This window comes from Mesorhizobium sp. NFR06, from assembly GCF_900115245.1.
Lineage (GTDB): Bacteria > Pseudomonadota > Alphaproteobacteria > Rhizobiales > Rhizobiaceae > Mesorhizobium.
In genome coordinates this window covers 41880-67265 of record NZ_FOVT01000022.1, presented here as the reverse complement: position 1 = coordinate 67265, position 25386 = coordinate 41880, and the positions used below count along the sequence as shown (strand labels likewise).

Below are 25386 nucleotides of genomic sequence, written 5' to 3'. Positions count from 1 at the left end.
GGACGCGCTTCAGGCAGATACTGCCGGCAGTCGGCCTTGTCGCAATCCTGGCGGCCTAGGCAAACGAAATGTCGGCAGCATATGAAACCACGAGACAATCCAATGAGCGGGAAAACCATGCGTCTGGAAAACAAGGTCGCCATCATCACCGGTGCCGCGTCGGGCTTCGGCGAAGGCATGGCAAAGCGCTTTGCCGAAGAAGGCGCGCGCGTTGTTGTCGCCGACCTCAATGCCAAGGGCGCCGAGCGCGTGGCCGAAGCGATCGGCTCCAGCGCGATCTGGACCCAGACCGACGTCTCCCTGCGCTCCGAATTCGACGAGATGATCTATGCCGCCAAGAGCGCCTTCGGCCGCGTCGACATCATGGTCAACAATGCGGGCTTTACCCACCGCAACGGCGATATGCTCGGCGTCGATGAGGAAACCTTCGACCTGATCACCGCCGTGAACATGAAAGCGATCTACCACGCGGCCCTCGCCGTCGTGCCGATCATGGACCGGCAGGGAGGCGGCGTCATCCTGACCACGGCCTCGACGGCGGGGCTTCGGCCGCGGCCGGGCCTGACCTGGTACAACGCCTCCAAGGGCTGGGCGATCACCGCCACGAAATCGATGGCCGTCGAACTGGCGCCAAAGAACATCCGTGTCAACTGCCTCTGCCCGGTCGCCGGCGAGACCCGCATGCTGGAGAAATTCATGGGCGCCGACACGCCGGAGATCCGCGAAAAATTCCGCGCCTCGATCCCGCTCGGTCGGCTCTCGACCCCGCTCGACATCGCCAATGCGGCGCTGTGGCTGGCCTCGGATGAAGCCGCTTTCATCACCGGGGTGGCGCTGGAGGTCGACGGCGGCCGCTGCATCTAGAGCAATTCCCTGAAAAGTGTGACCCGGTTTTCCGTCAGGAATTGCGTCAAAACAAAGAGATAGAGCGTTTCCCCATTTCCGTGAAACGGTGAAATACTCTTGACCTGCGACGCCTGTTTGACTTGAGAATTTGCCACAGGGCATATTGGACCGGGGTTAGATACCGGCGGGCTATGAAGCTGCGATTGCGCAAAATTCGCAAGGACTTCGGGTGGGGACTGCGACGCTATCGGGCACGTTGGGTGCGCGCGCGAAGCAAGGCGACGTTTATCGGTATCACCGGCAGTTCCGGCAAGTCGACCTCGGCCAGCCTGCTGGGGCATATCATGGGGGCGCACGGCAACGTGCATTTGCAGGTGCAGGCCAACACCATCGCGGCGCTGGTTCGCACGCTCTACAAGCGTTTGCGCCGGGCCGGCAAAGTCGACTATGTCGTTTTCGAAGCCGGCGCCTCCGACTTCGGTACGATCGAAACCGTGGCGCGGATGCTGAAGCCGGACCTGGCGCTCGTGACGATGGTCCGACTGGAGCATGTCGGCAAGTTCAAGACGCTGGAAGCCGTAGCGCAGGAGAAACGGGCGCTGGTCGATGCGCTGAAGCCCGACGGAATAGCGGTGCTCAATTGCGACGACCCGCTGGTGCTCGCCATGGCGTCGGGCGCGAAATGGCGGACTGCGACCTTCGGCCAGGCCGAGAACGCTGACTACCGGGTTCACCGATATTTACGAAAATCGCAGCAATTCGGGATATGCGGCGCGCCTTGGAGATGATGGCGAAAGCCAAGGTTGTCCGCAAGCGCATCGTCCTCGGCCAGATTTCCGACTATGCCGGGTCGTCGAGGAAATACGGCACTGCCTATGCCGCCGCGCGCGATATTGCAGACGAGGTCATCTGCACGGGCGACAACGCCCATCGTTCACGCGCGGGCCAGGCCGACCGTGTCAGCGGCCGCTTCGTCGAGCTTCGCACCCCGAAGGAAGTCTCGGATCATATCAAGCGGACGGCCGTCCCTGGAGAACTGATCCTCCTTAAGAACTCCGGCAATCTTCATCTGGAGAGGATCGCGCTCGCCTGGACGCACGACGTCAGATGCTGGATTCCGGTATGCGGCAAGAAAGAAACCTGCCAGGGTTGCGGCCTGTATGAGGTGCCCTTCGAGGAGCACGGGTCCTTCCTCGCAAAGCGCAGGTTTGAGCGCAGAAGACGTCGCTTCGGATGGCTGCTTGGCGGGCTGAGCCTTACGCGCCGGTCTTGACGTAGCTTTTGTAGACCCAGCCGCGCTGGCCGTTATAGACGATCTCGCACCATTGCTTGCAGCCCATCACCTGAACCGACGATTTGGCGGGTATGGTGACAATCGCGGCGGCGCCCTTTTTCGGTCCAGAGCGCATGGTGACAGCCCTCAAGACGCGGCCGTTTGCCGCAGCGCTGACTTTTTGAGATTTCGGCTTTGCCTCGGCCGCGCTGTCGGCCGCTGCCGGCTCGGCATCGGCAACCTGCGCCTTGGCTTCGGGAATCGCGGCGGTCTGGACGTCCATCTTGTCGTCCGGCTTCTTAGCGGCCGTCGGCGTATCGCTCGCGGGAGCGGCAACCTGCGACAGCGCGTTCGAAGCGTCGTTCTCGGCGGCGGGCTCGGCAAAGGCTGTATCGGTTGCTTGCGCGGCGCTCGGCTCGGCGGCCTGCTTGGGTGGAACCGGTTGATCCGCGACTTGGGCCGGCGGCGTCGTGGAGTCCGAAGCCGTCCAGCGGGGGCTGTTCGGCGCCAACGCAGGAATACTGGCTTCGCGCGCCGCCGTTGCCCGCGAAACCGCATCCGCCTTGCGCGCGGCCTGCGGTGCTGCCGCCACGGTGACAGCCGCAACAGCTGGAGCGATCTGCGTTGTCTTCACCGGAATTGTCGGAACGGCCTGCTCGGCACTCGCTGCGGCCACTTGCCGGTCATTGCTCGGAAAGCATAGCCATAGCGCCACCGCGGCCACGCCGAGGAGCGCGGCGGTGCCGACCGCCGCAATGACCAGATGCGCGTTCGATTGCACCCTCTGCCACAAGGATGGCTGTACGTTATAGCCGAACTGCATTGTAAAGCGCTGCCGTTCCGGCACGCCGAAACTGAAGGGCTCGTTCACTCAAACCACCTCCAACAAGCGGGCCGACGTTCTTTCGATCATGGCCGTCATGCTGGCCTCGATCGGCATCGGTCCCGTAATCGTTTGCGGACAGGTCCGCGAAGTCCCCGGATTATCGCCCAGGATGGCATCCTTCGCCGCTGATTATGGCATGAGTGAGCCAATTCGCGAAATTCTGCCCGTCCGTTAAGACTTCCACAACCTGCGGCGTGGAAGCCGCCGGGTCGAATCGATCGCCTCGGCTGAGCGGCCGGCTTCAGATTCTATCGCGCAGCGCAAACCAGCTGAGCGCGAGAAACAGGAGCGGCGCGCGCAAACGGCGGCCGCCGGGAAAGGCGGGGATCTTCAGATCCTCGATCAGCTTCAGGCGGTCGCGATTGCCGGCGACGGTTTCGGCATAGAGCTTGCCGAAGAAGTTCGACAGCATGACGCCGTGGCCGGAATAGCCGCCCATCGAAATCACCTTCGGCATCACTTCGCGCACGAACGGCTTTCTCGGCACCGTGATGCCGACATAGCCGCCCCAGCCATGCGTGATCTCGACATCCTTCAGGTCCGGATAGAGTTCGGTGATCTGCCTGCGGATGTGAATATGGATGTCCTTCGGATCGTTGACGGCATAGACCTCGCGCCCACCGAACAGGAGGCGGCCGTCCTTCGACTTGCGGAAATAGCGCACCACGAAGCGGGAATCATCCACCGACTCGCCGCCGGGCAGCACTTTTGAGGTGGCGCCGAGCGGCACCGTCGCGCCGATGAAGGAGCCGATCGGCATGATGTGCGCCGCGCTCACCGGTTCCAGATTGCCGCCATAGGCGTTGACCGCGATAAGGCATTTGTCGGCGGTGATGGTGCCCGTGGGCGTCGAGACCTTCACCTTGCCGCCGTTGGAAATGATCCCGGTGGACGGCGTCTGTTCGAAGAGATGCGCGCCGGCCACCGCCGCCGCTTTCGCCGTGCCTATCACCAGCTTCAGCGGGTGGATGTGTCCTGTGCCGGTGTCGCGCGTGCCGCCGAAATAGCGTGTCGAGCCCAGCCGCTCCGCCGTCTCGGCCGCGTCCATGAAGCTGACATGGGGATAGCCGAAGCGGCGCGCCATGATCTCGGCGTGGCGTTTGTAATCGTCGAGGTAACGCTTCTTGTGCGCCACCGACAGCTGACCTGGCATATAGTCGATATCGATCGCGTTGGCGGCGGCGAATTCAAGCAGATGCGCCTTCGCCTCTTCCGCCAGGTCGAACAATGCCTTGGCGCGCGAGAGGCCATATTCGGCCTCCAATTCTTCCGCCCAGGCGCGCTGGCCGGTGCCGAGTTGGCCGCCATTGCGCCCCGACGCGCCGTCGCCAAAACGGTGCGCATCGATCAGCACGACATTTGTCCCGGCCTTGGCGAGATGCGCCGCCGCCGACAAGCCGGTGAAGCCGCCGCCTACGACAACGACGTCGCATTGGCGGTCGCCGTCGAGCGTCGGGTATTCGGGACGCGGTCCGGCCGTATCCTCATACCAGGAACGGCCGGGCGAGATGGGAGATTGGTAGGGCATGGGAACGCCAGTCAATGGTTAATGGTAAATAGTGAATGGCTTCGCGAAAGCGCGCTGGCTGCGTTCACCCGTCCAGTATGAAACTACTCACCATTCACCATTCAAGCGACGAAGTCGCCGCTCACACATTCAGCAGCAGATACTCCCGCTCCCAGGGGCTGATCACTTCCATGAAGGTCTCGAATTCGGCCCGCTTGATCGCCGCGTATGTGGCGGCAAAGGATTTGCCGAGGAGAGTGCAGAGCTCCTTGTCGGCCTCGAACAGGTCGACCGCTTCCAGCAAGCTGCGAGGCAGGTCGATCTCGTCGGCGTTGGCCGTGGTCAGCACCGGCGGCTCGGCCTTGGCCTTCCCGGTCATGCCGATCAGCCCGCAGGCAAGCGACGCCGCGAGCGCCAGGTAAGGATTGGCGTCCGAGGATGGGATGCGGTTTTCGACGCGCCGCGCCGCCGGGTCCGAGCGCGGCACGCGGAAGGCGGTGGTGCGGTTGTCATAACCCCATTTGTTGTTGACCGGCGCCGACGCCTGTTGCGTCAGCCGACGGTAGGAATTGACATAAGGAGCGAACATCACCAGCGCGTTCGGCACATGCTTCTGCATGCCGCCGATGAAGTGGAAGAACGCATCGGTCTCGGAGCCGTCCTCGGCCGAGAAGATGTTTTTGCCGCTCTTCTTGTCCACCACCGACTGGTGGATGTGCATGGCCGAGCCCGGCTGGCCCTGGATGGGCTTGGCCATGAAGGTGGCGTAGATCTCGTGCTTCAGCGCAGCCTCGCGGATGGTGCGCTTGAACATGAAGACCTGGTCGGCGAGCTCGATCGGGTTGCCGTGGCGCAAATTGATCTCGAGCTGGCCGGCGCCTTCCTCATGGATCAGCGTATCGATCTCCAGGCCCTGCCGTTCCGAGAAATGGTAGATGTCGTCGATCAGCTCGTCGAACTCGTTGACGCCGGCGATCGAATAGCCGGCGCCGCCGCCGATCGGCCGGCCAGAGCGTCCGACGGGCGGCGTCAGCGGATAGTCCGGATCGGGGTTCTTGCGCACCAGATAGAATTCGATCTCGGGCGCCACCACTGGTTTCAAGCCGCGTTCGTCATAGGCCGCAAGCACGCGCTTGAGCACGTTGCGCGGCGTGAACTCGACCGAGCGGCCATCCTGGTGAACGAGATCGCAGATCACCGCCGCAGTCGGGTCTTCTTCCCACGGCACGACGGTCAGCGTCGACAGATCTGGCAACAGCTTCAAGTCGCCGTCATCCTCGGGATAGTGGAAACCGTTGCCGTCCTCGGGATAGCCGCCGGAGATCGTCGTCATGAACACGGCCGAAGGCAGCGCCAGCGAGGTGTTGGAGGTGAATTTCTTCGACGGCATCATCTTGCCGCGGGCAACGCCTGCCTGGTCCGGCGTGATGCATTCGATGTCCTCGATGCCGCGCCATTCCAGCCAGGCGCTGGCTTCCTTCCAGTTCCTCACACCGCGTTGGTTTTTCAGGAAAGCAGGCGTGCGGGCGCGTCCCCCCCGACTCGACGGACGGACTTCCTTTTTTTCAGGCGGCATCATTCACCAGATTGTGTTGCGGATTTCGAACTATAGCTGGGTGCCACGGGGGAAGGGAAGGGGAGGCGCCACGCCCTTACACGGAGATCGCTTTCTTCGCACCTACGGTTTTTGCCGGTCGGTTTGTGTCGAGCCGCCGCAACAGAGCCGCATAGAATTTGCGCCACCCCCTTTGTGACTTCGTCAGGGACCAGGACTGGCCTATATCCCACCTATCGCCGGCGAAGCCGGCCGGGTGAAGCATCTATACATGAGTCTATGAGGAGGATGACGTGGCAATGTCGGCTCTTACCACAATCGGCTTCGATGCCGACGACACCCTGTGGCAGAACGAGCGGTTCTTCCGCATGACCGAGCAGCGCTTCATCGCCATGCTTGCCGAACACGGTGAGGCAAGCCACGTTTCGGCAAACCTGCTTGAAGCGGCAAAGCGCAATCTCGGCCTCTATGGCTTCGGCATAAAAAGCTTCACGCTGTCGATGATCGAGACCGCGATCGAGGTCACGGAAGGTCGTGTTCCAGCCTCGACGATAGCGGAAATCCTGGCTGCCGGCCGCGACATGCTCAGCCACCCGATCGAGCCACTGCCGCATGCGCGCGAGACGGTCGAGAAGCTCGCCGGCACCTATCGCCTGGTGCTGATCACCAAGGGTGACCTCATGGACCAGGAGCGCAAGCTGGCCCAATCAGGACTGGGCGAGTTATTCGACGCCGTCGAGATCGTCAGCGACAAGAGCGCCGCCACCTATGCTCGCATCTTCAGCCGCCATGGCGACGGCCCGCAAAAGAGCATGATGGTCGGCAACTCGCTCAAATCCGACGTCGTCCCGGCCATCGACGCCGGCGGCTGGGGCATCTATGTCCCGCATGAATTGACCTGGGCGGCCGAGCATGCCGAAGCGCCGGTCGCGGCGCCGCGTTTTCGGCAGATCGCCGACTTGAGCGAACTGCCGGCGCTGCTCGAAAGCATCGCCACGACGGGCTGACGACGCTACGGGGATCCGCATTCCCGATTAGAGCGATCCCCGGAAAGTGTGAAACGGTTAGGCTCGGCGACTTCGCCGTAGCCTTCGCCGGAATTGCCCCAAAACGAAAAGACAGAGCGGTTTCGCCGCTTCGTGGAACAGTGAACCGCGCTAGCCGCGCCCGACCAGACGATCGACCACCGGTTGCAGTCTCTCGGGCGTGATCGGCTTGGCAACCACCGCATCGACCACGCTCGACAGGCCAAGGCTTTGCGGCGTGCCATTGCTGGTTGAGAGCAGGATCACCGCGGGCAGCGCCTTGCCGGAGCCGCGCCGCAGCGCATCGATGGAAGACATCAGCCGGTCGCAGTCCTTGTTGTCGGGACCGCCATCCAGGATGACGGCGCCCGGACGATGGCCGCTCAGAGCCTTCTCGGCGGTCTCGGGCGATTCCGAGATCGGCTTCAGTCCGGATTTCTCGACGATCTTCGACACCACGACCCGGTTGATCGATGATTTTCCCACGACGAGCACCTTGGAAAAGTCCGCCATCGCGCTGGCGCGGGCCGCCGGTCTCAGATTTTTTTCGGAGTGGTCGTCACGGTCGGCGGGACACATCGGCGGGCAGGCACTCTGGTTCAATGCAGGGTTGAAACCTGAGGCACAATTGAGTGAGATCGCGGCCAGTGTCAAGCTGAAATGGCTTTGGTCGAAAATATAGCAAGAAATTGCTGAATTCAGCGCAAGTCGTATCCTCGGCGACGAAGGCAGATCGAAAAAAAGCGATAGTCTCCCGAACGTATAACGCGCGGGAGACAATCGCCGAGACTGTTGACGTTACGTCAAGTATGACTCTGATGGGTAACGATCACCGGGATCAAAAGGTCACCCCAATTGCCGTCGCCGCCATGGTGCCTGGCCGAGCGAACCAGTTCCACCGAGACTCCCGCCTCGACTGCCTTCATGACCGACTGGTTGAGCCTGTGCAGATCGTTGGCGAGCATGCGGATCGTCGCCTGCTGGTCGACGCTCATCGCGCTCGATTGCTCTTCTGCCCTTTCCTTGACGCGGCTTATCGATGCCATTGGTCTTCTCCTCGATGCAAATGCCCTGCGGGCGTTTCCTCTGGTTGTTATCCGTTACTCGGCCGCAGGCCTGAACTGGGCGTGCTCGGTCGATTCATGCATGGCGGTGGTCGAAGACTGGCCGCCGGTGATGGCCATCGACACGGCGTCGAAATAGCCGGTGCCGACCTCGCGCTGGTGCTTGGTCGCGGTATAGCCGTGGGCTTCCGCCGCGAACTCGGCCTCCTGCAGTTCCGAATAGGCGGCCATCTGGCGATCCTTGTAGCCCCTCGCCAGCTCGAACATGCCGAAGTTCAGCTGATGGAAGCCGGCGAGCGTGATGAACTGGAACTTGTAGCCCATCGCGCCGAGCTCCCTCTGGAACTTCGCGATCGTCGCGTCGTCGAGGTTCTTCTTCCAGTTGAAGGACGGCGAGCAATTGTAGGCAAGCAGCTTGCCCGGATGATGCTTGTGCACGCCCTCGGCGAACCTCTTGGCCTGCGCCAGATCCGGCTTCGAGGTCTCGCACCAGATCAGGTCGGCATGCGGCGCATAGGCCACGGCGCGCGCGATGCAAGGCTCTATGCCGTTCCTGACATTGTAGAAGCCCTCGACCGTGCGGCAGGCGTCATAGTCGACGAAAGGCCGGTCCCGCTCGTCGATGTCGGAGGTCAAAAGCTTCGCGGCTTCCGCGTCCGTGCGCGCCACGACCAGCGTCGGCGTGCCCATCACGTCGGCCGCAAGGCGGGCCGCGTTGAGGTTGCGGATGTGCGCCGCGGTCGGGATCAGCACCTTGCCGCCGAGATGGCCGCATTTCTTTTCCGACGCCAACTGGTCCTCATAGTGGACGCCGGCGGCGCCCGCCTCGATGAAGGCCTTCATGATCTCGAAAGCATTGAGCGGTCCGCCGAAGCCGGCTTCGGCGTCGGCGACGATCGGCGCGAACCAGGTCTCGACCGAAAGCCCGTTGCCTTCCGAAGTCTCGATCTGGTCGGCGCGCTGCAAGGTGCGATTGATGCGCTTGACCAGCTCCGGCGCCGCATTGGCCGGGTAAAGCGATTGGTCCGGATACATGGCCGACGCGGTGTTGGCGTCGGCGGCCACCTGCCAGCCCGACAGATAAATCGCCTTCAGCCCCGCCCGAACCTGCTGCATGGCCTGATTGCCGGACATCGCACCGAGCGCGTTGACGAAGTCCTCCTCGTGGATGAGCTTCCACAGCCGGTTGGCGCCCATCTCGGCCAATGTCAGGCGAATTTGCACGGAGCCGCGCAGCCGCTTCACATCCTCCGGCGCGTAGGGCCGTTCGATGCCGTCGAAACGGCCTTCCGGCGCGGACGGGACGAGGTTGTAAAAATCGGTCATTGGTCACTCCAGATCGTTTGGAAACTGCTTCGTCGCTACATCGCCAAGGCACACTTTGGGCTGTCGATGTATGAGATCATTTACAGTGCAGCGCGAAAGGGCGCCTAGGAAAACTGTTGATTGGCGCCAAAAATAAAGGAAAAGCTGTGTTGTCATTGACAGGTCATCTCTGTAAATTTGTCACGATTGTAAAAGCGCCATAGCGGACGCTGGACACCACGTTCATGTAAATTCTTGTCAAGGATGGCAGGGGATGGCCGACCAGAAGATCTTCGCCGGGCCTCGGTTGCGCCGGCTGCGCAACGCCAGGGGCCTGACCCAGACGGCGATGGCCGAGGGACTGGGCATCTCGCCCTCCTATCTCAATCTCATCGAGCGCAATCAGCGGCCGCTGACGGTGCAGCTGATCCTCAAGCTGGCCTCCGTCTACAAGGTCGATCCGCATGAACTGCAGGGAGAGACCAAAGGCTCGATCGCGGCTTTGCGCGAAGCGTTCAGCGATCCGCTTCTTGCCGGCGAACTGCCCGGCGACCAGGAACTGATCGACCTCGCCGAGGCAGCGCCGAATGCCGCGGCGGCGTTGGTAAAACTCTTTCGCGCCTATCGCGAGCAGGCCGAGCGCCTGTCCGACCTCAACCAGCTTCTGGCGAAGGAGGGCAGGGCAACCGCGCTGTCGGGCACGCGCCTGCCCGCCGATGAAGTCCACGAAGTGTTCGAGCGCCGGCCAAACCACTTTGCTTCGCTGGAAGAGGAGGCGGAGGCCTTCACATCGGTCCTCGATCCCGGCGATGATCTGTTCGGCGCGCTGAAGGCCTGGCTGAAGCGCGAGCATGGCATCGTCGTCAAGGTGCTGCCGGTCGCCACCATGCCCAACTGGCGCCGCCGCTACGACCGCCATTCGCAACGCCTGTTCCTGTCCGAGCGGCTGTCGCCTTTCGACCAGCTGCGCGAGGTCGCCATGGAGGCGAGCCTGATCCGCATGACGGTTGCCGTGGCCGGCGAGATCCAGGCGCTGAAGCTCGCCACCGACGAGGCGCGCCGGCTCGCCCGTTTCGAGCTCGGCCGCTACGCCGCCCACGCGCTGATGATGCCCTATCAGGGCTTTCACGCCGCCGCGGTCCGCGCCCGCTACGACATCGACGTCTTGCGCTCGCGCTTCGGCGTCTCCTTCGAGCAGGCCGCGAACCGCTTGACCATGATGCAGCGGCCGGGAGCGTCGGGCGTGCCCTTCTTCATGCTGGAAGTCGACAACGCCGGCAACCGCTTCCGCAAGGCCGGCAGTCAGGGCTATCCGCAAAGCCGCTTCGGCGGCGGCTGCCCCAAGCTCCCCGTCCATGCGGCCTTTTCCCAGCCGGGCCAGATCCTGGTCGAGGCGGTGGAGATGCCCGATGGCGCCGAATTCCTCTGCATCGCCCGCACGCTCGAAGGACCGCAGGGCGCCTTCTCCGAGCGGCCGCGGCGCACGGCGCTCTTGCTCGGCTGCGATATCGGCTTCCGCGACGAGATCGTCTATGGCGCCGCGCTGCCGGGGTCAGCCGCCGGCAAGTCCGGGCAAGGCTTCGCCACACCGGTCGGCCCCGCCTGCAGGCTTTGCGAGCGCGTCGGCTGCCTGGCGCGCGCCGAGCCGCCGGTGACGCGCCCGCTCGGCCTCGACGAGATGGTCACGGGTCTCAGCGCCTTCGATTTCCAGGGATAACGCCTGCCGCCGGATTCTGTCCCGGCCTCGAGGAAGCGTGAGCTGGCTTTGTCCCATATTTCGGCGGATGCTGGATCACGCCTGGCGACCGCCTTTGCGCTACGCGAATGGGATATAGTCTGGTCGTCCGTGGTGAATCGTGCCGCTCGCAAATCGCTGACAGTTTCCGTCCATGACCGATACCGCTTCGCCTCGCGTTGCCTTGCCTGCCGTCTCGCCGCGCGAGGAGCGGATCGGCATGCTGCTGATCTTCCTGTCGGCGCTGATGTGGAGCTTCGGCGGCACCATCGCCCGTTTCATCCACGTCGGCGACAGCTGGACCGTGGTGTTCTGGCGTTCGCTGTGGGCCGTGGCCTTCCTTGTCGCCTTCATGGTCTGGCGCGACGGCTGGCGCGGCACTTTGAGGCTCTTCCGCGATATGGGCCTGCCCGGCCTTGGCGTCGCCTTCTGCTTTGCCACCGCCTCGACCAGCTTTATCGTTGCGCTGGCTTATACGACGGTCGCCAACATCCTTTTGATGCAGGCTGGCGTGCCGCTCCTGGCTGCCCTGCTCGCCTGGCTGCTGTTTCGAGAACGCGTGAGTCAAGGCACCTGGATCGCCATCGCCGCCGTCATCACCGGCGTCGCCATCATGGTCTCCGAATCCCTGGGCGGGTCCGTCTCGCCGATCGGGGATGGCCTTGCGCTGCTGATCGCGGTGATGTTTTCCTTCGCGACAGTCATCACCCGGCGCTTTGCGCATGTACGCATGGTGCCGGCCACCTGTCTCGGCGCGCTGCTTGCCGGGGTGTTCGCCGCCTCCCAGGCCATGCAATTCGCCGTTTCGGCGCGCGACATGAGCTTCCTCTTCGCCTTCGGTGTCATCAATCTTGGCGTCGGCCTTGCTTTCTTCGCCATGGGAGCGCGGCTGGTGCCGGCCGCCGTCGCCGCGCTGCTCGGCACGTTCGAGCCGATCCTGGGCCCGATCTGGGTCTGGCTGGTTCATGCCGAAGTGCCGTCGGTGCGCACCATCATCGGCGGCGCGGTCGTCGTCACCGCGCTGCTCGTCCATATCGGGTTCGAGTTCAAGCGGCAGGCGCGCCCCGAGCGGCCGGGTGTCACCGGCCTGCCGTCGCCTAATTGACGCCGCGCAAGCGTTTGCCATTGACAACCCCGCTGCTGCCCGGGCAGGCTGCGATTACGGCAACAACAAGACAGGCGTATCTTGCCAAGTGTCACCGCCGGCCTCATCGGGGCCGGACCGCATCGTCATATTTCTGCTTACTCCGCGGCGAACGCCGCTGACGCCGCCCGGACAGCTTCCTGGAAGGGATGCGGGGACCACAACCGCCACTCAAGGGTCAGGCGCACCACCGGACGTGCGCGCTCGTCGCTCCCGCGAAAGCTCAATAATCTGAACCAAACGCCGTCTCGCGCCCATGCCGCGACGAGCCGGCACGGGAACACTCACCAAAGGAGAACATTATGATCCGCAAAGCGCTCTTGCTTTCGGCGACGTCGGCATTGCTGACGCTTTTTACTATGAGCGGTCATGCCGAAGATCGTGTCGTCAACGTCTACAACTGGTCCGACTATATCGACAGCTCGATCATCGACGACTTCACCAAGAAGACCGGCATCAAGGTCGTCTACGACACCTTCGATTCCAACGAAATCCTGGAGACGAAGCTGCTCGCCGGCGGCAGCGGCTATGACGTCGTCGTGCCGAGCGCCAACTTCCTGGCGCGCCAGATCCAGGCAGGCGTGTTCCAGAAGCTCGACAAGTCGAAGCTGCCGAATCTCTCCAACATGTGGGACGTCATTTCCGAGCGCACCGCCAAATACGATCCGGGCAACGAATATTCGGTCAACTACATGTGGGGCACGGTCGGCCTCGGTTATAACGTCAAGAAGGTGCAGGCCGCGCTCGGCACCGACAAGATCGACAGCTGGGACGTGTTCTTCAATCCGGACAAGCTGGCCAAGCTTAAGGATTGCGGCGTCTATGTGCTGGATTCTCCGGCCGACATCATTCCGGCGGCGCTGAAATATCTCGGTCTCGATCCCAACAGCACCTCGCCGGACGACATATCCAAGGCCGAGGAGGCGTTGCTGAAGGTCAGACCCTATATCCGCAAGTTCCATTCGTCCGAATACATCAACGCTTTGGCCAACGGCGACATCTGCCTGGCGATCGGCTGGTCGGGCGACGTGTTCCAGGCGCGCAACCGTGCGGTGGAAGCCAAGCAGGGCGTCGAGATCGGCTATTCGGTGCCGAAGGAAGGCGCCCAGATGTGGTTCGATCAGATGGCGATCCCCGCGGACGCGCCGCATGCCGCCGACGCGCTCGAGTTCATCAACTACATGATGACGCCTGAAGTCATCGCCAAATCGTCGAACTACGTGCTCTACGCCAATGGCAACAAGGCGTCGCAGCAGTTCATCGACAAGGCGATCCTGGAAGATCCTGCGGTCTATCCGGACGAAGAGACGACCAAGAAGCTGTATACGGTTGCGCCATACGATCCCAAGACACAGCGCGTCATCACGCGCACCTGGACCAAGATCGTCACCGGCCAGTAAGCATTTCGACGCGACCCCGGCAGCCAACTGCCGGGGTTGCTTTGTTTTAGGGAATTTGAAAGGTAACGGAGTGGGGACCATGAAATCGCTTGGCAGCATCCGCAGGGATTTCGCGCCATGGAACGACCCGAGCGCCAAGCCGTACATCCAGTTCGACAAGGTCACCAAGAAGTTCGGTGACTTCACCGCCGTCAACAACCTGTCGCTGACCATCTTCGAGCGCGAATTCTTCGCCCTGCTCGGCGCTTCGGGTTGCGGAAAGTCGACCTTGCTCAGGATGCTCGCCGGCTTCGAGGAGCCGTCGGCGGGCCGCATCCTGCTCGACGGGCAGGACCTGCGCGGCATCCCGCCCTACAAGCGGCCGGTCAATATGATGTTCCAGTCCTACGCGCTGTTCCCGCATATGACGGTGGAGAAGAACATCGCCTTCGGCCTCAAGCAGGAAGGCATGCCGGGATCCGACATCGACAAGCGCGTCGCCGAGATGCTGAAGCTGGTCAAGCTCGAGCAGTTCGCCAAGCGCAAGCCGCATCAGCTCTCGGGCGGCCAGCGCCAGCGTGTCGCGCTTGCCCGCTCCGTCGCCAAGCGTCCCAAGGTTCTGCTGCTCGACGAGCCGCTCGGCGCTTTGGACAAGAAGCTGCGTGAGGAGACGCAGTTCGAATTGATGGACCTGCAGCAGGAACTCGGCCTCACCTTCGTCGTCGTCACCCACGACCAGGAAGAAGCCATGACCATGGCCGACCGCATCGCCATCATGGACAAGGGCGAGGTGATGCAGGTTGCCACGCCTGCCGAGATCTACGAGGCGCCGACCTCGCGTTTCGTGGCGCATTTCGTCGGCAATGTGAACATGTTCGAGGGCAGGGTTGCCGAGCGCACGGCGGACACGACGCGCATCACCGGCGCGACCGGCGCCCAGATCGTCGTCGACAATGGTGGCGCCGCCACCGCCGGTTCCGACATCGTTTTCGCGATCCGGCCCGAGAAGATCAAGGTCTCCTCGAAAAAGCCCGCGGATGCGGTCAATGCGCTGGAAGGCGAGGTGTATGACGTCGCCTATCTCGGCGACATGACCGTCTATCATATCAAGCTTGACGACGGACAGATGGTAAGGGCGAGCGCGATGAACGCCTCGCGCGTCACCGAGGATCCGCTCACATGGAACGACCGCGCCTGGGTCTCCTTCCGGCCAGATGCCGGCGTTGTGCTGACAAGGTAGGGGGCGGAGATGACAAATATCGCAGCTACAGCCGCTCCATCGCCCGCTGCCGCCGCCGCGCTGCCGACACGGCTGGCGAAGCGCTTCGTCGACCGCCTCGTCATCATCGTTCCCTATCTCTGGCTGCTGTTCTTCTTCCTCATTCCCTTCATCATCGTTTTCAAGATTTCGCTGTCGCAGACGGCGATCTCGATGCCGCCTTACACGCCCGTGCTCGACTTCAGGGACGGCGTCTCGGGATTCTTTGCCGGCGTCCGCGAGCTCAATTTCGACAACTACACCTGGCTGACCCAGGATGCGCTGTATTTCAATGCCTATGTGACGAGCCTGATCATCGCGGGGATCTCGACGATCCTTACGCTGATCGTCGGCTATCCGATCGCCTATGGCATGGCGCGTGCGCCGGCCACGATCCGCCCGACCTTGCTGATGCTGGTGATCCTGCCGTTCTGGACCTCGTTCCTGATCCGCGTCTATGCCTGGATCGGCATCCTGAAACCCGAGGGGCTGCTCAATCAGCTTCTGCTCGCCACGGGCCTGATCAGCCAGCCGCTGGTCATCCTCAACACCTACACCGCGATCTTCATCGGCATCGTCTATTCCTACCTGCCGTTCATGGTGCTGCCGCTCTATTCTTCGCTTGAGAAGATGGACTATTCGCTGGTCGAGGCGGCGCAGGACCTCGGCTGTCCGCCGACCGGCGCCTTCTGGAAGATCACTTTCCCGCTGTCGCTGCCCGGCGTCGTCGCCGGCTGCCTTCTGGTGTTCATTCCGGCCGTCGGCGAGTTCGTCATTCCCGACCTCCTTGGCGGGTCGCAGACGCTGATGATCGGCAAGACGCTCTGGAACGAGTTCTTCTCCAACCGTGACTGGCCGGTCTCGTCGGCGGTGGCAGTCATCCTGCTCCTGGTGCTGACCGTTCCGATCATGTTCTTCCAGCAGGCCCAGGCACGCGCGCAGGAGCAGGGCAAATGAACTCGACCTGGAGCCGCTTCAACATCACCTCGATCGTGCTGGGCTTTGCGTTTCTCTACCTGCCGATCGTGCTTTTGATCGTCTTTTCCTTCAACGAATCGAAGCTCGTCACCGTCTGGGGCGGCTTCTCGACCAAATGGTACGTCTCGCTGTTCCACAACCAGGGCCTGATGGACGCAACCTGGGTCACGGCCCGCGTCGGCGTCATCTCGGCCACGGTGGCGACCGTGCTCGGCACGCTCGCCGCCATCACACTCACGCGCTACACGCGCTTCAGGGGGCGTGTCCTGTTCTCCGGCATGGTCTTCGCGCCGCTGGTCATGCCGGAAGTCATCACCGGCCTTTCGCTGCTGCTGCTCTTCGTCGCCGTCGGGCTCGACCGCGGCTTCCTGACCGTGACGCTCGCGCACATCACCTTCACCATGTGCTTCGTCGCCGTCGTCGTGCAGTCGCGCCTGGTTTCTTTCGACCGCTCCTTGGAAGAGGCGGCCATGGATCTCGGCGCGCCGCCGGTGAAAACCTTTTTCCAGATCACCTTGCCGGTGATCCTGCCGGCGATCATTTCGGGCTGGATGCTGGCCTTCACGCTCTCACTGGACGATCTGGTCATCGCGAGCTTCACCTCGGGTCCCGGCGCCACCACCCTGCCGATGAAGATCTACAGCCAGGTGCGCCTTGGCGTGACGCCGGAAATCAACGCCGCCTGCACCATCCTGATTGCGGTGGTGGCGGTCGGCGTCATCATCGCCTCGATCGCCAACAAACGCCGAGAAGTCCAGCGCCAGCTCGACGAGCAGGCCGCGCAGCGCGGTTGAACGAGGGGCGGGGCTTAGCGGCCCCGCATTTACTGGCCTGAAACGCCGGGAGCGATCGGCGATATGAACGGTGCGCTCCAGTTGCCGCCGACGAAGAACAGCGACTGGCTCGGCGGCGCGGGGGCCGGACTGGCCGCCTGACCGTTGGCCTGTTGGGGCTGCTGCGCCGGCTGTCCCTTCGGCACGACGCCGCCCGAAAGCGCCAGCCCGCGTCCGACATAGGAGGCGATGCCGGACAGCCAGATATTATATTTCTGCGAATTGATCTCGGCCTTGTCGAGGCGCGCCACGCCCTTCGAGATGCTTGCCTTGATCTCGGCGCCGTCGATCGGCAGCGAACCATTGGCGACATCGTCCAGCGCGAAGAAGCCACCTTGCTGGTTGCGCTTGAGAAAGGCGGCCAGGTCGAGCCCGTTGAGCGTGCCCGGCCCGAAGGTCGCCGAGAACGATCCGTCGGCATTCTCGAAGATCGAGTTCCAGGCTTTGCCCGGCCCCTTGAGGATGATCGACACCGTCCCGGTGCCGGCCGGCACCAGCCGCGTCATTCCCGCCGCCGTGGCAAAGGCCCCCGTATCCACATCCGATGCCAGGAGCCGCATCTCCACCTGCGTGCCCTCCGGCTTGCGGTCGAAACGCAGGCTGCTTTGGATATTGCCGTTGAAGGCCGACGCGTCGGATACGTCGAAGACGGCAAGACCGTTCTTGACCTGCGCGGTCGCCGCGACGTCGGCAAGCTGCACCGGGCCCGCCATGGCGTGCGCCGCCGACAGCCTGAGATCGAGGTTTATGCGGTCGGCGAAGCTGGTGTCGATGTCGCCCGGGCCGGTCTCGCTGGTCGGCGCGACAGGCGTGAAAGCCGACAGGAATGATCTGAGGTCGAGCGTGTCGAAGGCGAGCGTGCCGGCAATCACCGGGCGTCCTTCGGCGAAGGAAAAATCCAGCGCGCCCATGCCCGGATTGTTGTTCAGCGTGACGGTGGTGCTCTCGAACTTCGCGCGCCCCGCCGAGGCGTTCACCTTGCTGGAGACCGAGACCGCGCCGATCGCCGCGCCGGGCGCGATGCCGGCCTGCGACCACTCCAGCACGCGCCGCAGCGACGGCGCGGCGAACTTTGCCTGGCCGTCCAGATAGGCATTGTCCGACATCGAGGCCGTGCCGTCGAAGGAGAATGTCGCAGGTGCCGCCTTGAAGGAGAGGGCGACGGGTGCTGATCCCCCGGCAAACAGCAGCAGCGGCCTCGTCGAGGAGAAATCGAGCTGCACGCTTTCGCCGCGCCAGATGCCGGTCGCGGTCAGCGATGCTTCGCTGTTCATCGCTTCCCAGCTCACCTGGCCGCTGAGGCTGCTCAGGATTTCGACGTCCTTGCCGTCGGCCGAAGTGACGACGCGGCCGTCGCGGAATTCGACGGTGCCGAACGGGTCGGAAGGCAATCTGCCCAGATCGGGCTTCTGCGGATTGGCTGTTACCACGCCGCGGGCGGTATCGATCGAGCGCGTGATGCGGCCTCCGGTCGGAAACGGCGGCAGATACAAGCCGCTCTCCGTCCGCTGCACCCTGATCGTCGGACGCACCAGCCTTGCCGTCGAAAAGGCGACATTGCCCTGCAAGGCGGCCATGGCCGAGAGATCGACCTCCATGCGATCGGCTTCGACCACCGGCGGCGCATCGGTCTCGGTCCATTGCGACAGCGTCACGTCGCTGAGGATGGCCCGGAACTTCGGCCAAACCTCGATGCGCGGCGAGCCGTCGATCGTGACTCTGAAGCCGCTCCAGGCACTCAATTCCCAGGCGATGCGGTCGCGCACGATGCGGGTCGAGGCAATCAGCGGCAGCGCCGCGACCGCGAGCGCGATGACGAGCACGGCAACGCCGATCGCCCACACCCCGCGCCGGATCAAAGATGATGGCATTTCGCCCCGTATGCTTTCATTGCCGACAAATCGCCCGACGGGTGTAACCGAGCGCCGACGCTTTTCAAGTCTTTATGGCCTTGCGATGGCATTCTCGCCGCGCTCGCCATCGGCCGTCCGAACAAAATCTTGCTCTGCTGCGCTGCAATATGCATAAGCGGTCTGAACGATCCCGGTCCGCGGTTGCGCGCCGTTTTTGGGACGATGGCATATGCGATGCTGAGCTTTACTGGCTCGAACGCGACGCGCTTTGGGAGGAGCGATCATGGCCGCCGAGACACCTTTGTGGACCCCGACCAAGGAGCGGATCGACGCGGCCCCGATTACCGCGTTCATCAAGGCCGCCGAGGCAAAGGCGGGAGTGGCTGTCTCCAGCTATGCCGGGCTTCACCGCTGGTCGATCGATGATCGCGAAGCCTTCTGGAGCCTGGTCTGGGATTTTTGTGGCCTTGTCGGCGAAAAGGGTGAGCGGCAGCTGGTCGACGGCGAGCGGATGCCCGGCGCCAGCTTCTTTCCCGATGCCAGGCTCAATTTCGCCGAGAACCTTTTGCGGAAGACCGGCGGCGGCGCGGCAATCGTCTTTCGCGGCGAGGACAAGGTCGAGCGCCGGCTGTCGTGGAACGAGCTCCATGCGCTGACCTCGCGGCTGCAGCAGCTCTTCCTGTCGCTCGGCGTCAAGGCCGGCGACCGCATCGCCGCCATGATGCCGAATATGCCCGAAACCGTTGCCGCTATGCTGGCCGCCGCCTCGATCGGCGCGGTCTGGTCGTCGTGCTCTCCCGATTTCGGCGAGCAGGGCGTGCTCGACCGTTTCGGCCAGATCGAGCCGGTCGTCTTCATCGCGCCGGACGGCTATTGGTATAACGGCAAGGCGATCGAGGTGGCCGACAAGGTCCGCGCGATTGCGATGAAGCTCGCCAGCCTGCGCGAGGTGCTGATCGTCGACTATCTCGGCACCTCGACGGATGTCGCCGCCACTGTCGACAAGGCAACCGCGCTCGAAGAAGCGCTCTCGCCCTTTGCCGCCAGGACAGTCAGCTTCGAGCGGTTGCCATTCGCCCATCCGCTCTACATCCTGTTTTCCTCGGGCACGACCGGCATCCCGAAATGCATCGTGCATTCGGCTGGCGGCACGCTGATCCAGCACGTCAAGGAGCACCGGTTGCATGCCGGCCTGCTCGAAGGTGATCGCCTGTTCTATTTCACCACCTGCGGCTGGATGATGTGGAACTGGCTGGTCTCCGGTCTCGCCTCGGGCGCGACGCTCTTGCTCTATGACGGATCGCCTTTCTACCCCGACGGCAATGCGCTGTTCGATTTCGCCGACGCCGAGAAGATGACCTATTTCGGCACCTCGGCCAAATTCATCGATTCGGTTCGCAAGGCCGGGCTGAGGCCGATCGCGAGCCACGACCTGTCGACCGTGCGCACCCTCTCCTCGACCGGCTCGCCGCTGTCTCCGGAGGATTTCCGCTTCGTCTATGACGGCATCAAGAAGGACGTGCATCTGGCCTCGATCTCGGGCGGAACCGACATCGTGTCCTGCTTCGTGCTCGGCGTGCCGACCGAGCCGGTCTGGAGCGGCGAGATCCAGGGGCCAGGCCTCGGCATGGCCGTCGATGTCTGGGACGACGATGGCAAGCCGGTCCGTCAGGAGAAGGGCGAGCTTGTCTGCACGAAAGCCTTCCCGTCGATGCCGATCGGCTTCTGGAACGACCCGGAAGGCAAGAAATACAGCGCCGCCTATTTCGAGCGCTTCGACAACATCTGGTGTCACGGCGATTTCGCCGAATGGACGGAACATGGCGGCATGATCATTCACGGCCGCTCGGACGCCACGCTCAATCCAGGCGGGGTGCGAATCGGCACGGCCGAGATCTACAATCAGGTCGAGCAGATGCCGGAAATCCTCGAGGCGCTCTGCATAGGCCAGGATTTCGACAATGACGTGCGCGTTGTGTTGTTCGTGCGGCTCGCCGATGGCGTCAGCCTGGACGAGGATCTGGAAAAGCGTATCCGCGCCAAGATCCGTACCGGCGCCAGCCCCCGTCACGTGCCGGCCAGGATCGTCGCCGTCACCGACATCCCGCGCACCAAGTCCGGCAAGATAACCGAACTGGCCGTGCGCGACGTGGTCCATGGGCGCGCCGTCAAGAACAAGGAAGCGCTCGCCAATCCTGAGGCGCTGGAACTGTTCCGCGACCTGCCGCAATTGGCGGATTAGTTCCAGATTAGCCGAGGCTTCTCAACTTCGTCATCCCAGGGCGAAGCAGGAGCGAAAGCTCCGTCGCGGAGACCCTGGGATCCATGCCGTTACGTTGATCGCAGATCGCAGCGGAGCAGAATTCTGCACCGTTGCAATGCTTTGACGGCACGGCATGGATCCTCGGGTCTGCGCCGCGTCGCTTCGCTTCTTGCTTCGCCCGTGGATGACGACGGGAGGTATGTCTCGGCTAACTTTGAATCCCTGCGCCGCCGTCAATGCCGAAACTGAGCCCGGCTTGGTAAACAACATATGTACGGCGAATTTACCTAGATTTCACGGGTGGTACACATTCGTAAATTTTTTGGCGGCCCGGTAAGGAGTTGTTAAGGGACCACCCCCGATAGTCGCGTGTAACTTGAGGGAGAAATCCCGTTCCTCGTCCCCTGAGGTTCAGCTCAAGCCCCCGTTGTAACAGCATCCCATTTCTCAAGGCGTCCAGTCGGACGCCTTTTTCTTTGGCCGAACCTGTCCCGCATGATGTTTACTCGGCGAGCACGCGCGTCGAGGGGAAGCCGACCTCGACCAGGGTTCCTTCGCCCGGCGTTGAGGTAATGGCGAAACGGGCGCGGTTTGCCTCCACCATGGCCTTGGTGAGCGGCAGTCCGAGGCCGGTGCCGTCGCCACGCCCGCGCTTGAGCGCATTGATCTGCTTGAACGGCTTCAGCGCCTGCTCGATCTCAGCCTGCGTCATGCCGATGCCGGTGTCGCGCACGCGCATGACGACGTCGCCCGAGGCTTCGTAGGCGGTCGAGACGATCACCTGGCCGCCGGCCTGGGTGTAGCGGATGGCGTTGGACAGGATGTTGAGGGCGATCTGGCGCACGCTCCTCAAGTCGGCCACCACTTCCGGCAGCCGCGAGGCGAAGCTGGAGCGGATGATGACGCGCTCGCGATTGGCTTGCGGCTGCATCATCGCCACCGTCTCGGCCAGCGTGTCGTTGAGCGACACCGCCTCGTAATCCATCTCCTGCTGGCCGGCCTCGATCTTCGAGATGTCGAGCAGGTCGTTGACGAGGTCGAGCACATGGTTGCCCGACCGGTTGATGTCGCGCAGATAGTCACGATAGCGGTCGTTGGCGATCGGGCCGAACTTCTCGTCCACCATCAGCTCGGAAAAACCGATGATGGCGTTGAGCGGGGTGCGGATCTCATGGCTGATGCGGGCCAGGAAATCCGTCTTTTGCGAGGAGGCGCGTTCGGCCACGGCGCGTGCCTGCGTCAGGTCTTCCTCTGCCCGCTTCCATTGCGTGATGTCGCGCACCACGGCGCAGAAGCCGCTGTCGTTCGGCAGCCGGCCGATGGTCATGAACAGCGGGATGAAACGCCCTTGCGCCTCACGGCCGATGACCTCGCGGCCGTCATTGAGCACGCTCGCCACGCCCGGCTCCGAAAGGCCTGCAAGATAGTCGCGCGCCGCGCGCTGGCTTTCGATGGCGAACAGCGAGGCAAAGGGCTTGCCGGCGACGTCGTCGCTGTCGAAACCGAACAGCGCTTCTGCCGGCCGGCTGATCGAGCGGATGTTGCCGTCGCGGCCGATCAGCACGACGCCGTCGGTGGCGGTGTCGATGATGGTGCGCATCTCCGCAATGCGCGACTTCAGTTCAGGCACGTCCGGCTGCAGCGCCGGCTCGTCATTCGCCGCGGCGAAATGCGCCGCGTCCTCCTCGCCGGAGCGTCGCACCACCAGCATCAGCGCCTTGCCGCCGCGCCACGGCACGGAGCGCAGCAGCGCGTCGATCGGAAATTCCTGGCCCTGGCGGGTCTTGAGCTTCAGCGAGCGGTCGCTTTCGTCAGCAGCGGTATCGTCGCCGTAAGGATCGGCAAAGAGCGCGCCCAGGCCCCCCGCGTCCGCGAGGTCGTCCAGCGCATCGTAGCCGGTGAGCTCGAGGAAGGCTGCATTGGCATAATGCAGCACGTCGCCCGAATGGATGAGCAGCGGCACCGGCAGCCTGGCGAGGATGGATGTGTCGGGCGCGCCGGCTTCTTCTCCGGTCGAAAAAGCGGACGGCATGAAACCTGCGAGCTTGAGCGGCGGCACATCGAGGCGCGGCCGAACCGACGCTGCTGCTACTTCTGGTTCTTCCGGCGCCGCCGCGCCGGCGTGTACGGCCGCATGCTGGGCGTCCGTTGGTTGCCCGGTCTCGGAAACAGGCGCGGCGTCGGCTTCTTTCGTGGATTTCTCGCCATCGGCATAGTTGAGCAGCGAGCCGGAAACGGCTGGCGTCCCGGCTTGCCCGCTGTCGCCCGTCTCGGCGGCGTGATCGATGCCGTCGAGCCGCGCCAGGTCTTGCTGGTCTTCCGCCTCGGTCTGCGCTTCCTCGGCCTCGGCCTTCGCGTCGGCGGTTTCCGAGGCTTCCGGCGGGGTCGCCTCTTGCGCCGAACCTTCGTGTTCCGGCACGTCGAGTGAAGGCGGCTGGTTTGCTTCGGGCGCTTCGCTGGCCGGCTTCCGCGCCGTTGTCTCCTCCTTGCCGGCAACAGCCGCAGCGGACTGCGCGTCGGTTTCGGACGCGCTCGGCTCGACAGGGGCGGAACTGTCTTTGCGCAGCCGCTCGCCGATCTCACGGAAGGCGCTGCGTTCGAGGATCGACAGCCCCCGGTCGCTTCCCGGCTCCTTGTCGTTGGCCGGCTGGCGATGCTCAGCCAGCCGGATCACCTTGTCGGCGAAGCGTCGCTCGGGCTTCGGCACGATGGCCAGCGCCGGCACTTCGCCCTGGAACGGATCTTCAGGTTTTGCCGGTTCGGGTGACGTCTGCTCCGCGGCTGGCTGCCCGGCCGGCTCGGCCCCGGCAGGTTGGGCATTGGGCACCAGAGCCATGCCGAGCGCTTCCGGATCGACGACGGCGTCGGCGCTGCGCGCCACGCCGAATCCGCGAAAACCCTCGAAGGCGCGGCTGCGGCCATAGACGGGCAGCGCCGCCAGATCGACCGGGATCTTCAGACCGGTGCCGGCCACCGGCCACAACACCGAGCGGCCGGACCAGGTGTCGCGCCGCTCGAGCAGGCCGGCGATCTCGCCCGAGGCGTCGAGGCCAAAAGTGGTGGCGACGTCCTTGAAGCGGCGGCCGATCACATCGGCGGCAGGCTGGCCGACGATATCGGCGAATTCGGGTGACAGCGCGCTGAACTTGCCTTCGGCGTCGGTGCGCCAGACGAAGCGCAGCGGTGGCGCGGAGCGATCGATGTCGCGGGGCGGCGCCGGCCGCGCCTGGGCGACGGTTTCAGGCGCGGCGGTGTCGCCGCCGTCCTGCCGCCCGCTTTCGTTTGCGGCCCCCACGGTCGGTCCATCCTTTGCCGGTGTCGCCGGTTGCCTGTCGTCGCCAGCGTTGAAGTACCAATGGTCGTGCTGGCCGGCGCCGGCATCCGCTGCCTGTCGGCTTGGCTCTGCGCCGGGCGCCACGGCCTGCACCGGACTGTTGTCCTGGATAGGCTCGGGCTCGACGACCGGGCCTTCACCCGAGGGTGCCGCCGTCGCCGCCTTCGGCGCCGCAATCTGTTGATCGCCGGGCTGATCGCCCTGGTCGAGGCCTGGCTGTTTGCCTTGGCCGCCGTCCGAGTCGCCGAGTTGGTTCTCATCGATCACCACGAGCAGATGGCGCGTTTCGGTGAGGCGTGCAAAACCGGCCGGGTAGGAGGTTCTGGCGCCCGGCACAAGGCGCTTGACGAGGCGGTCGCCGCTGGCCGTCACATCCGCAACCAGGGCAGCCAGCGTCGCCGGCTCGATGCCGAGCGCCGCAAAGCCGTCCGAGGCCGCTTCGACGTCGCCTCGCGCGTCGACGAAAGCGATGAAATGCCCGGCTTCGGTGAAACCGCCTATGGCGCGGTCGGCGATCTCGGCGGCGCCGCGCGAGCTGGTCTGCGCAGCCGGCACCACCAGCATGATAGCCTTCTCGCCGTCCGGCATCGTCACGGCGCTTGCCAGGAAACCGACGGCGCGGCTCACGACGCCGGTGGCCAGCCTCACCGTGACGGCGCGGTCGCTGCCGATGTTCGGAAAACCGCTGGTCGCCATGATCTGCCGCCGGGCAACCAGCGGCAGCCGCGCCGAGGCTCCGATAATGGCTTCGATATCCGGATAGCCGAACACCGATGCTCCCGGACCGTTCGCCCAGATCACCTGTTCAAGATCGGCCGACAAAATCGCCAAAGCGTCGCCGGCGGCAAAGCGCTGGCGCACCGCGTCGAGGACGGCGACATCGAGGAAGGAGTAGTTTTCAGGCGGCATGCGCTGGCCAACCCTCCGGAGCGGGCATTTCAGTTAACGCTTTGTTAATAAAAGCCCGCGGCCCGAAGGTCCACAAGCCTGGCTTGCAACGGTCGAAATCTCTGGGCTCTTGGTTAACGGCCAAATGGCTGACGTGGGGGAAGATTTTTATGGTGCGGTGCAACAAAGATATTGCAATGCACAAAAAATCCTGTATATTGCCATCATACATGAACGAGACGGCTTTCTGCCAAAGCCGC

19 protein-coding genes are annotated in these 25386 nt (G+C 63.7%); 11 read left to right on the top strand and 8 right to left on the bottom strand.

The features are described from left to right. Positions 1-117: 117 nt before the first annotated feature. The 3 genes from F3H96_RS27395 to F3H96_RS31350 all read left to right on the top strand — a co-directional run bounded on the left by F3H96_RS27395 (position 118) and on the right by F3H96_RS31350 (position 2119). Complete coding sequence (locus tag F3H96_RS27395) at positions 118-864, top strand: SDR family oxidoreductase (protein ID WP_149804808.1); 747 nt, start codon at positions 118-120, stop codon at positions 862-864. A 242-nt stretch (positions 865-1106) separates the two neighbouring features. Beyond that, positions 1107-1634, top strand: a complete 528-nt coding sequence (locus F3H96_RS31355; protein WP_244620169.1) for a Mur ligase family protein — start codon at positions 1107-1109, stop codon at positions 1632-1634. After that, the gene (locus F3H96_RS31350) at positions 1625-2119 is read left to right on the top strand and encodes a hypothetical protein (RefSeq protein ID WP_244620168.1); all 495 of its coding nucleotides are present in this window, start codon (positions 1625-1627) and stop codon (positions 2117-2119) included. The genes F3H96_RS31355 and F3H96_RS31350 overlap by 10 nt, the downstream gene beginning before the upstream one ends. Here F3H96_RS31350 and F3H96_RS27385 read toward each other — a convergent pair. From F3H96_RS27385 to F3H96_RS27375, 3 genes are all read right to left on the bottom strand, one after another. Then, positions 2103-2990, bottom strand: coding sequence for an SH3 domain-containing protein (locus F3H96_RS27385; RefSeq protein ID WP_149804785.1), 888 nt, complete (start codon positions 2988-2990; stop codon positions 2103-2105). The two genes, F3H96_RS31350 and F3H96_RS27385, sit on opposite strands and share 17 nt — an antisense overlap. A gap of 256 nt (positions 2991-3246) precedes the next feature. Then, complete coding sequence (locus F3H96_RS27380) at positions 3247-4533, bottom strand: FAD-binding oxidoreductase (protein WP_149804784.1); 1287 nt, start codon at positions 4531-4533, stop codon at positions 3247-3249. A 121-nt stretch (positions 4534-4654) separates the two neighbouring features. Beyond that, positions 4655-6088, bottom strand: a complete 1434-nt coding sequence (locus F3H96_RS27375; RefSeq protein WP_149804783.1) for a glutamine synthetase family protein — start codon at positions 6086-6088, stop codon at positions 4655-4657. A gap of 278 nt (positions 6089-6366) precedes the next feature. Between F3H96_RS27375 and F3H96_RS27370 the strand changes: the two genes are divergently transcribed. Then, positions 6367-7074: an HAD family hydrolase gene (locus F3H96_RS27370; protein WP_149804782.1), complete on the top strand. Its 708-nt coding sequence runs from the start codon at positions 6367-6369 to the stop codon at positions 7072-7074. A 150-nt stretch (positions 7075-7224) separates the two neighbouring features. Here F3H96_RS27370 and F3H96_RS27365 read toward each other — a convergent pair whose 3' ends face one another. From F3H96_RS27365 to aceA, 3 genes are all read right to left on the bottom strand, one after another. Next, positions 7225-7605, bottom strand: a complete 381-nt coding sequence (locus F3H96_RS27365) for a response regulator (protein WP_244620167.1) — start codon at positions 7603-7605, stop codon at positions 7225-7227. A gap of 290 nt (positions 7606-7895) precedes the next feature. Further along, positions 7896-8138 (bottom strand): hypothetical protein, encoded by a 243-nt coding sequence (locus F3H96_RS27360; RefSeq protein ID WP_042640947.1) that lies wholly within the window; start codon positions 8136-8138, stop codon positions 7896-7898. A gap of 54 nt (positions 8139-8192) precedes the next feature. After that, entirely contained in the window at positions 8193-9482 is a 1290-nt protein-coding gene (gene aceA / locus F3H96_RS27355) for an isocitrate lyase (protein WP_149804781.1), read from the bottom strand. Positions 9483-9735: 253 nt separating this feature from the next. Here aceA and F3H96_RS27350 point away from each other — a divergent pair, with 253 nt between their 5' ends. The 6 genes from F3H96_RS27350 to F3H96_RS27325 all read left to right on the top strand — a co-directional run bounded on the left by F3H96_RS27350 (position 9736) and on the right by F3H96_RS27325 (position 16749). Next, the gene (locus tag F3H96_RS27350; RefSeq protein ID WP_149804780.1) at positions 9736-11178 is read left to right on the top strand and encodes an XRE family transcriptional regulator; all 1443 of its coding nucleotides are present in this window, start codon (positions 9736-9738) and stop codon (positions 11176-11178) included. Positions 11179-11350: 172 nt separating this feature from the next. Continuing rightward, a complete protein-coding gene (locus tag F3H96_RS27345; RefSeq protein WP_149804779.1) occupies positions 11351-12301 on the top strand; it encodes a DMT family transporter in 951 nt (316 codons plus the stop codon). Positions 12302-12642: 341 nt separating this feature from the next. After that, positions 12643-13740: a polyamine ABC transporter substrate-binding protein gene (locus tag F3H96_RS27340; RefSeq protein WP_149804778.1), complete on the top strand. Its 1098-nt coding sequence runs from the start codon at positions 12643-12645 to the stop codon at positions 13738-13740. 79 nt (positions 13741-13819) lie between these two features. Continuing rightward, positions 13820-14959, top strand: a complete 1140-nt coding sequence (locus F3H96_RS27335) for an ABC transporter ATP-binding protein (protein WP_149804777.1) — start codon at positions 13820-13822, stop codon at positions 14957-14959. A 9-nt stretch (positions 14960-14968) separates the two neighbouring features. Continuing rightward, the gene (locus F3H96_RS27330; RefSeq protein ID WP_149804776.1) at positions 14969-15934 is read left to right on the top strand and encodes an ABC transporter permease subunit; all 966 of its coding nucleotides are present in this window, start codon (positions 14969-14971) and stop codon (positions 15932-15934) included. After that, complete coding sequence (locus F3H96_RS27325; protein WP_149804775.1) at positions 15931-16749, top strand: ABC transporter permease subunit; 819 nt, start codon at positions 15931-15933, stop codon at positions 16747-16749. The genes F3H96_RS27330 and F3H96_RS27325 overlap by 4 nt, the downstream gene beginning before the upstream one ends. 29 nt (positions 16750-16778) lie before the next feature. Here F3H96_RS27325 and F3H96_RS27320 read toward each other — a convergent pair whose 3' ends face one another. Continuing rightward, positions 16779-18659: an AsmA family protein gene (locus F3H96_RS27320; protein ID WP_149804774.1), complete on the bottom strand. Its 1881-nt coding sequence runs from the start codon at positions 18657-18659 to the stop codon at positions 16779-16781. A 265-nt stretch (positions 18660-18924) separates the two neighbouring features. Between F3H96_RS27320 and F3H96_RS27315 the strand changes: the two genes are divergently transcribed. Next, positions 18925-20883, top strand: a complete 1959-nt coding sequence (locus tag F3H96_RS27315; protein ID WP_149804773.1) for an acetoacetate--CoA ligase — start codon at positions 18925-18927, stop codon at positions 20881-20883. Between the two features lie 523 nt (positions 20884-21406). On the opposite strand, the gene F3H96_RS27310 is transcribed toward F3H96_RS27315, so the two are convergent. After that, the gene (locus F3H96_RS27310) at positions 21407-25147 is read right to left on the bottom strand and encodes a PAS domain S-box protein (protein ID WP_149804772.1); all 3741 of its coding nucleotides are present in this window, start codon (positions 25145-25147) and stop codon (positions 21407-21409) included. Between the last annotated feature and the right edge of the window lie 239 nt (positions 25148-25386).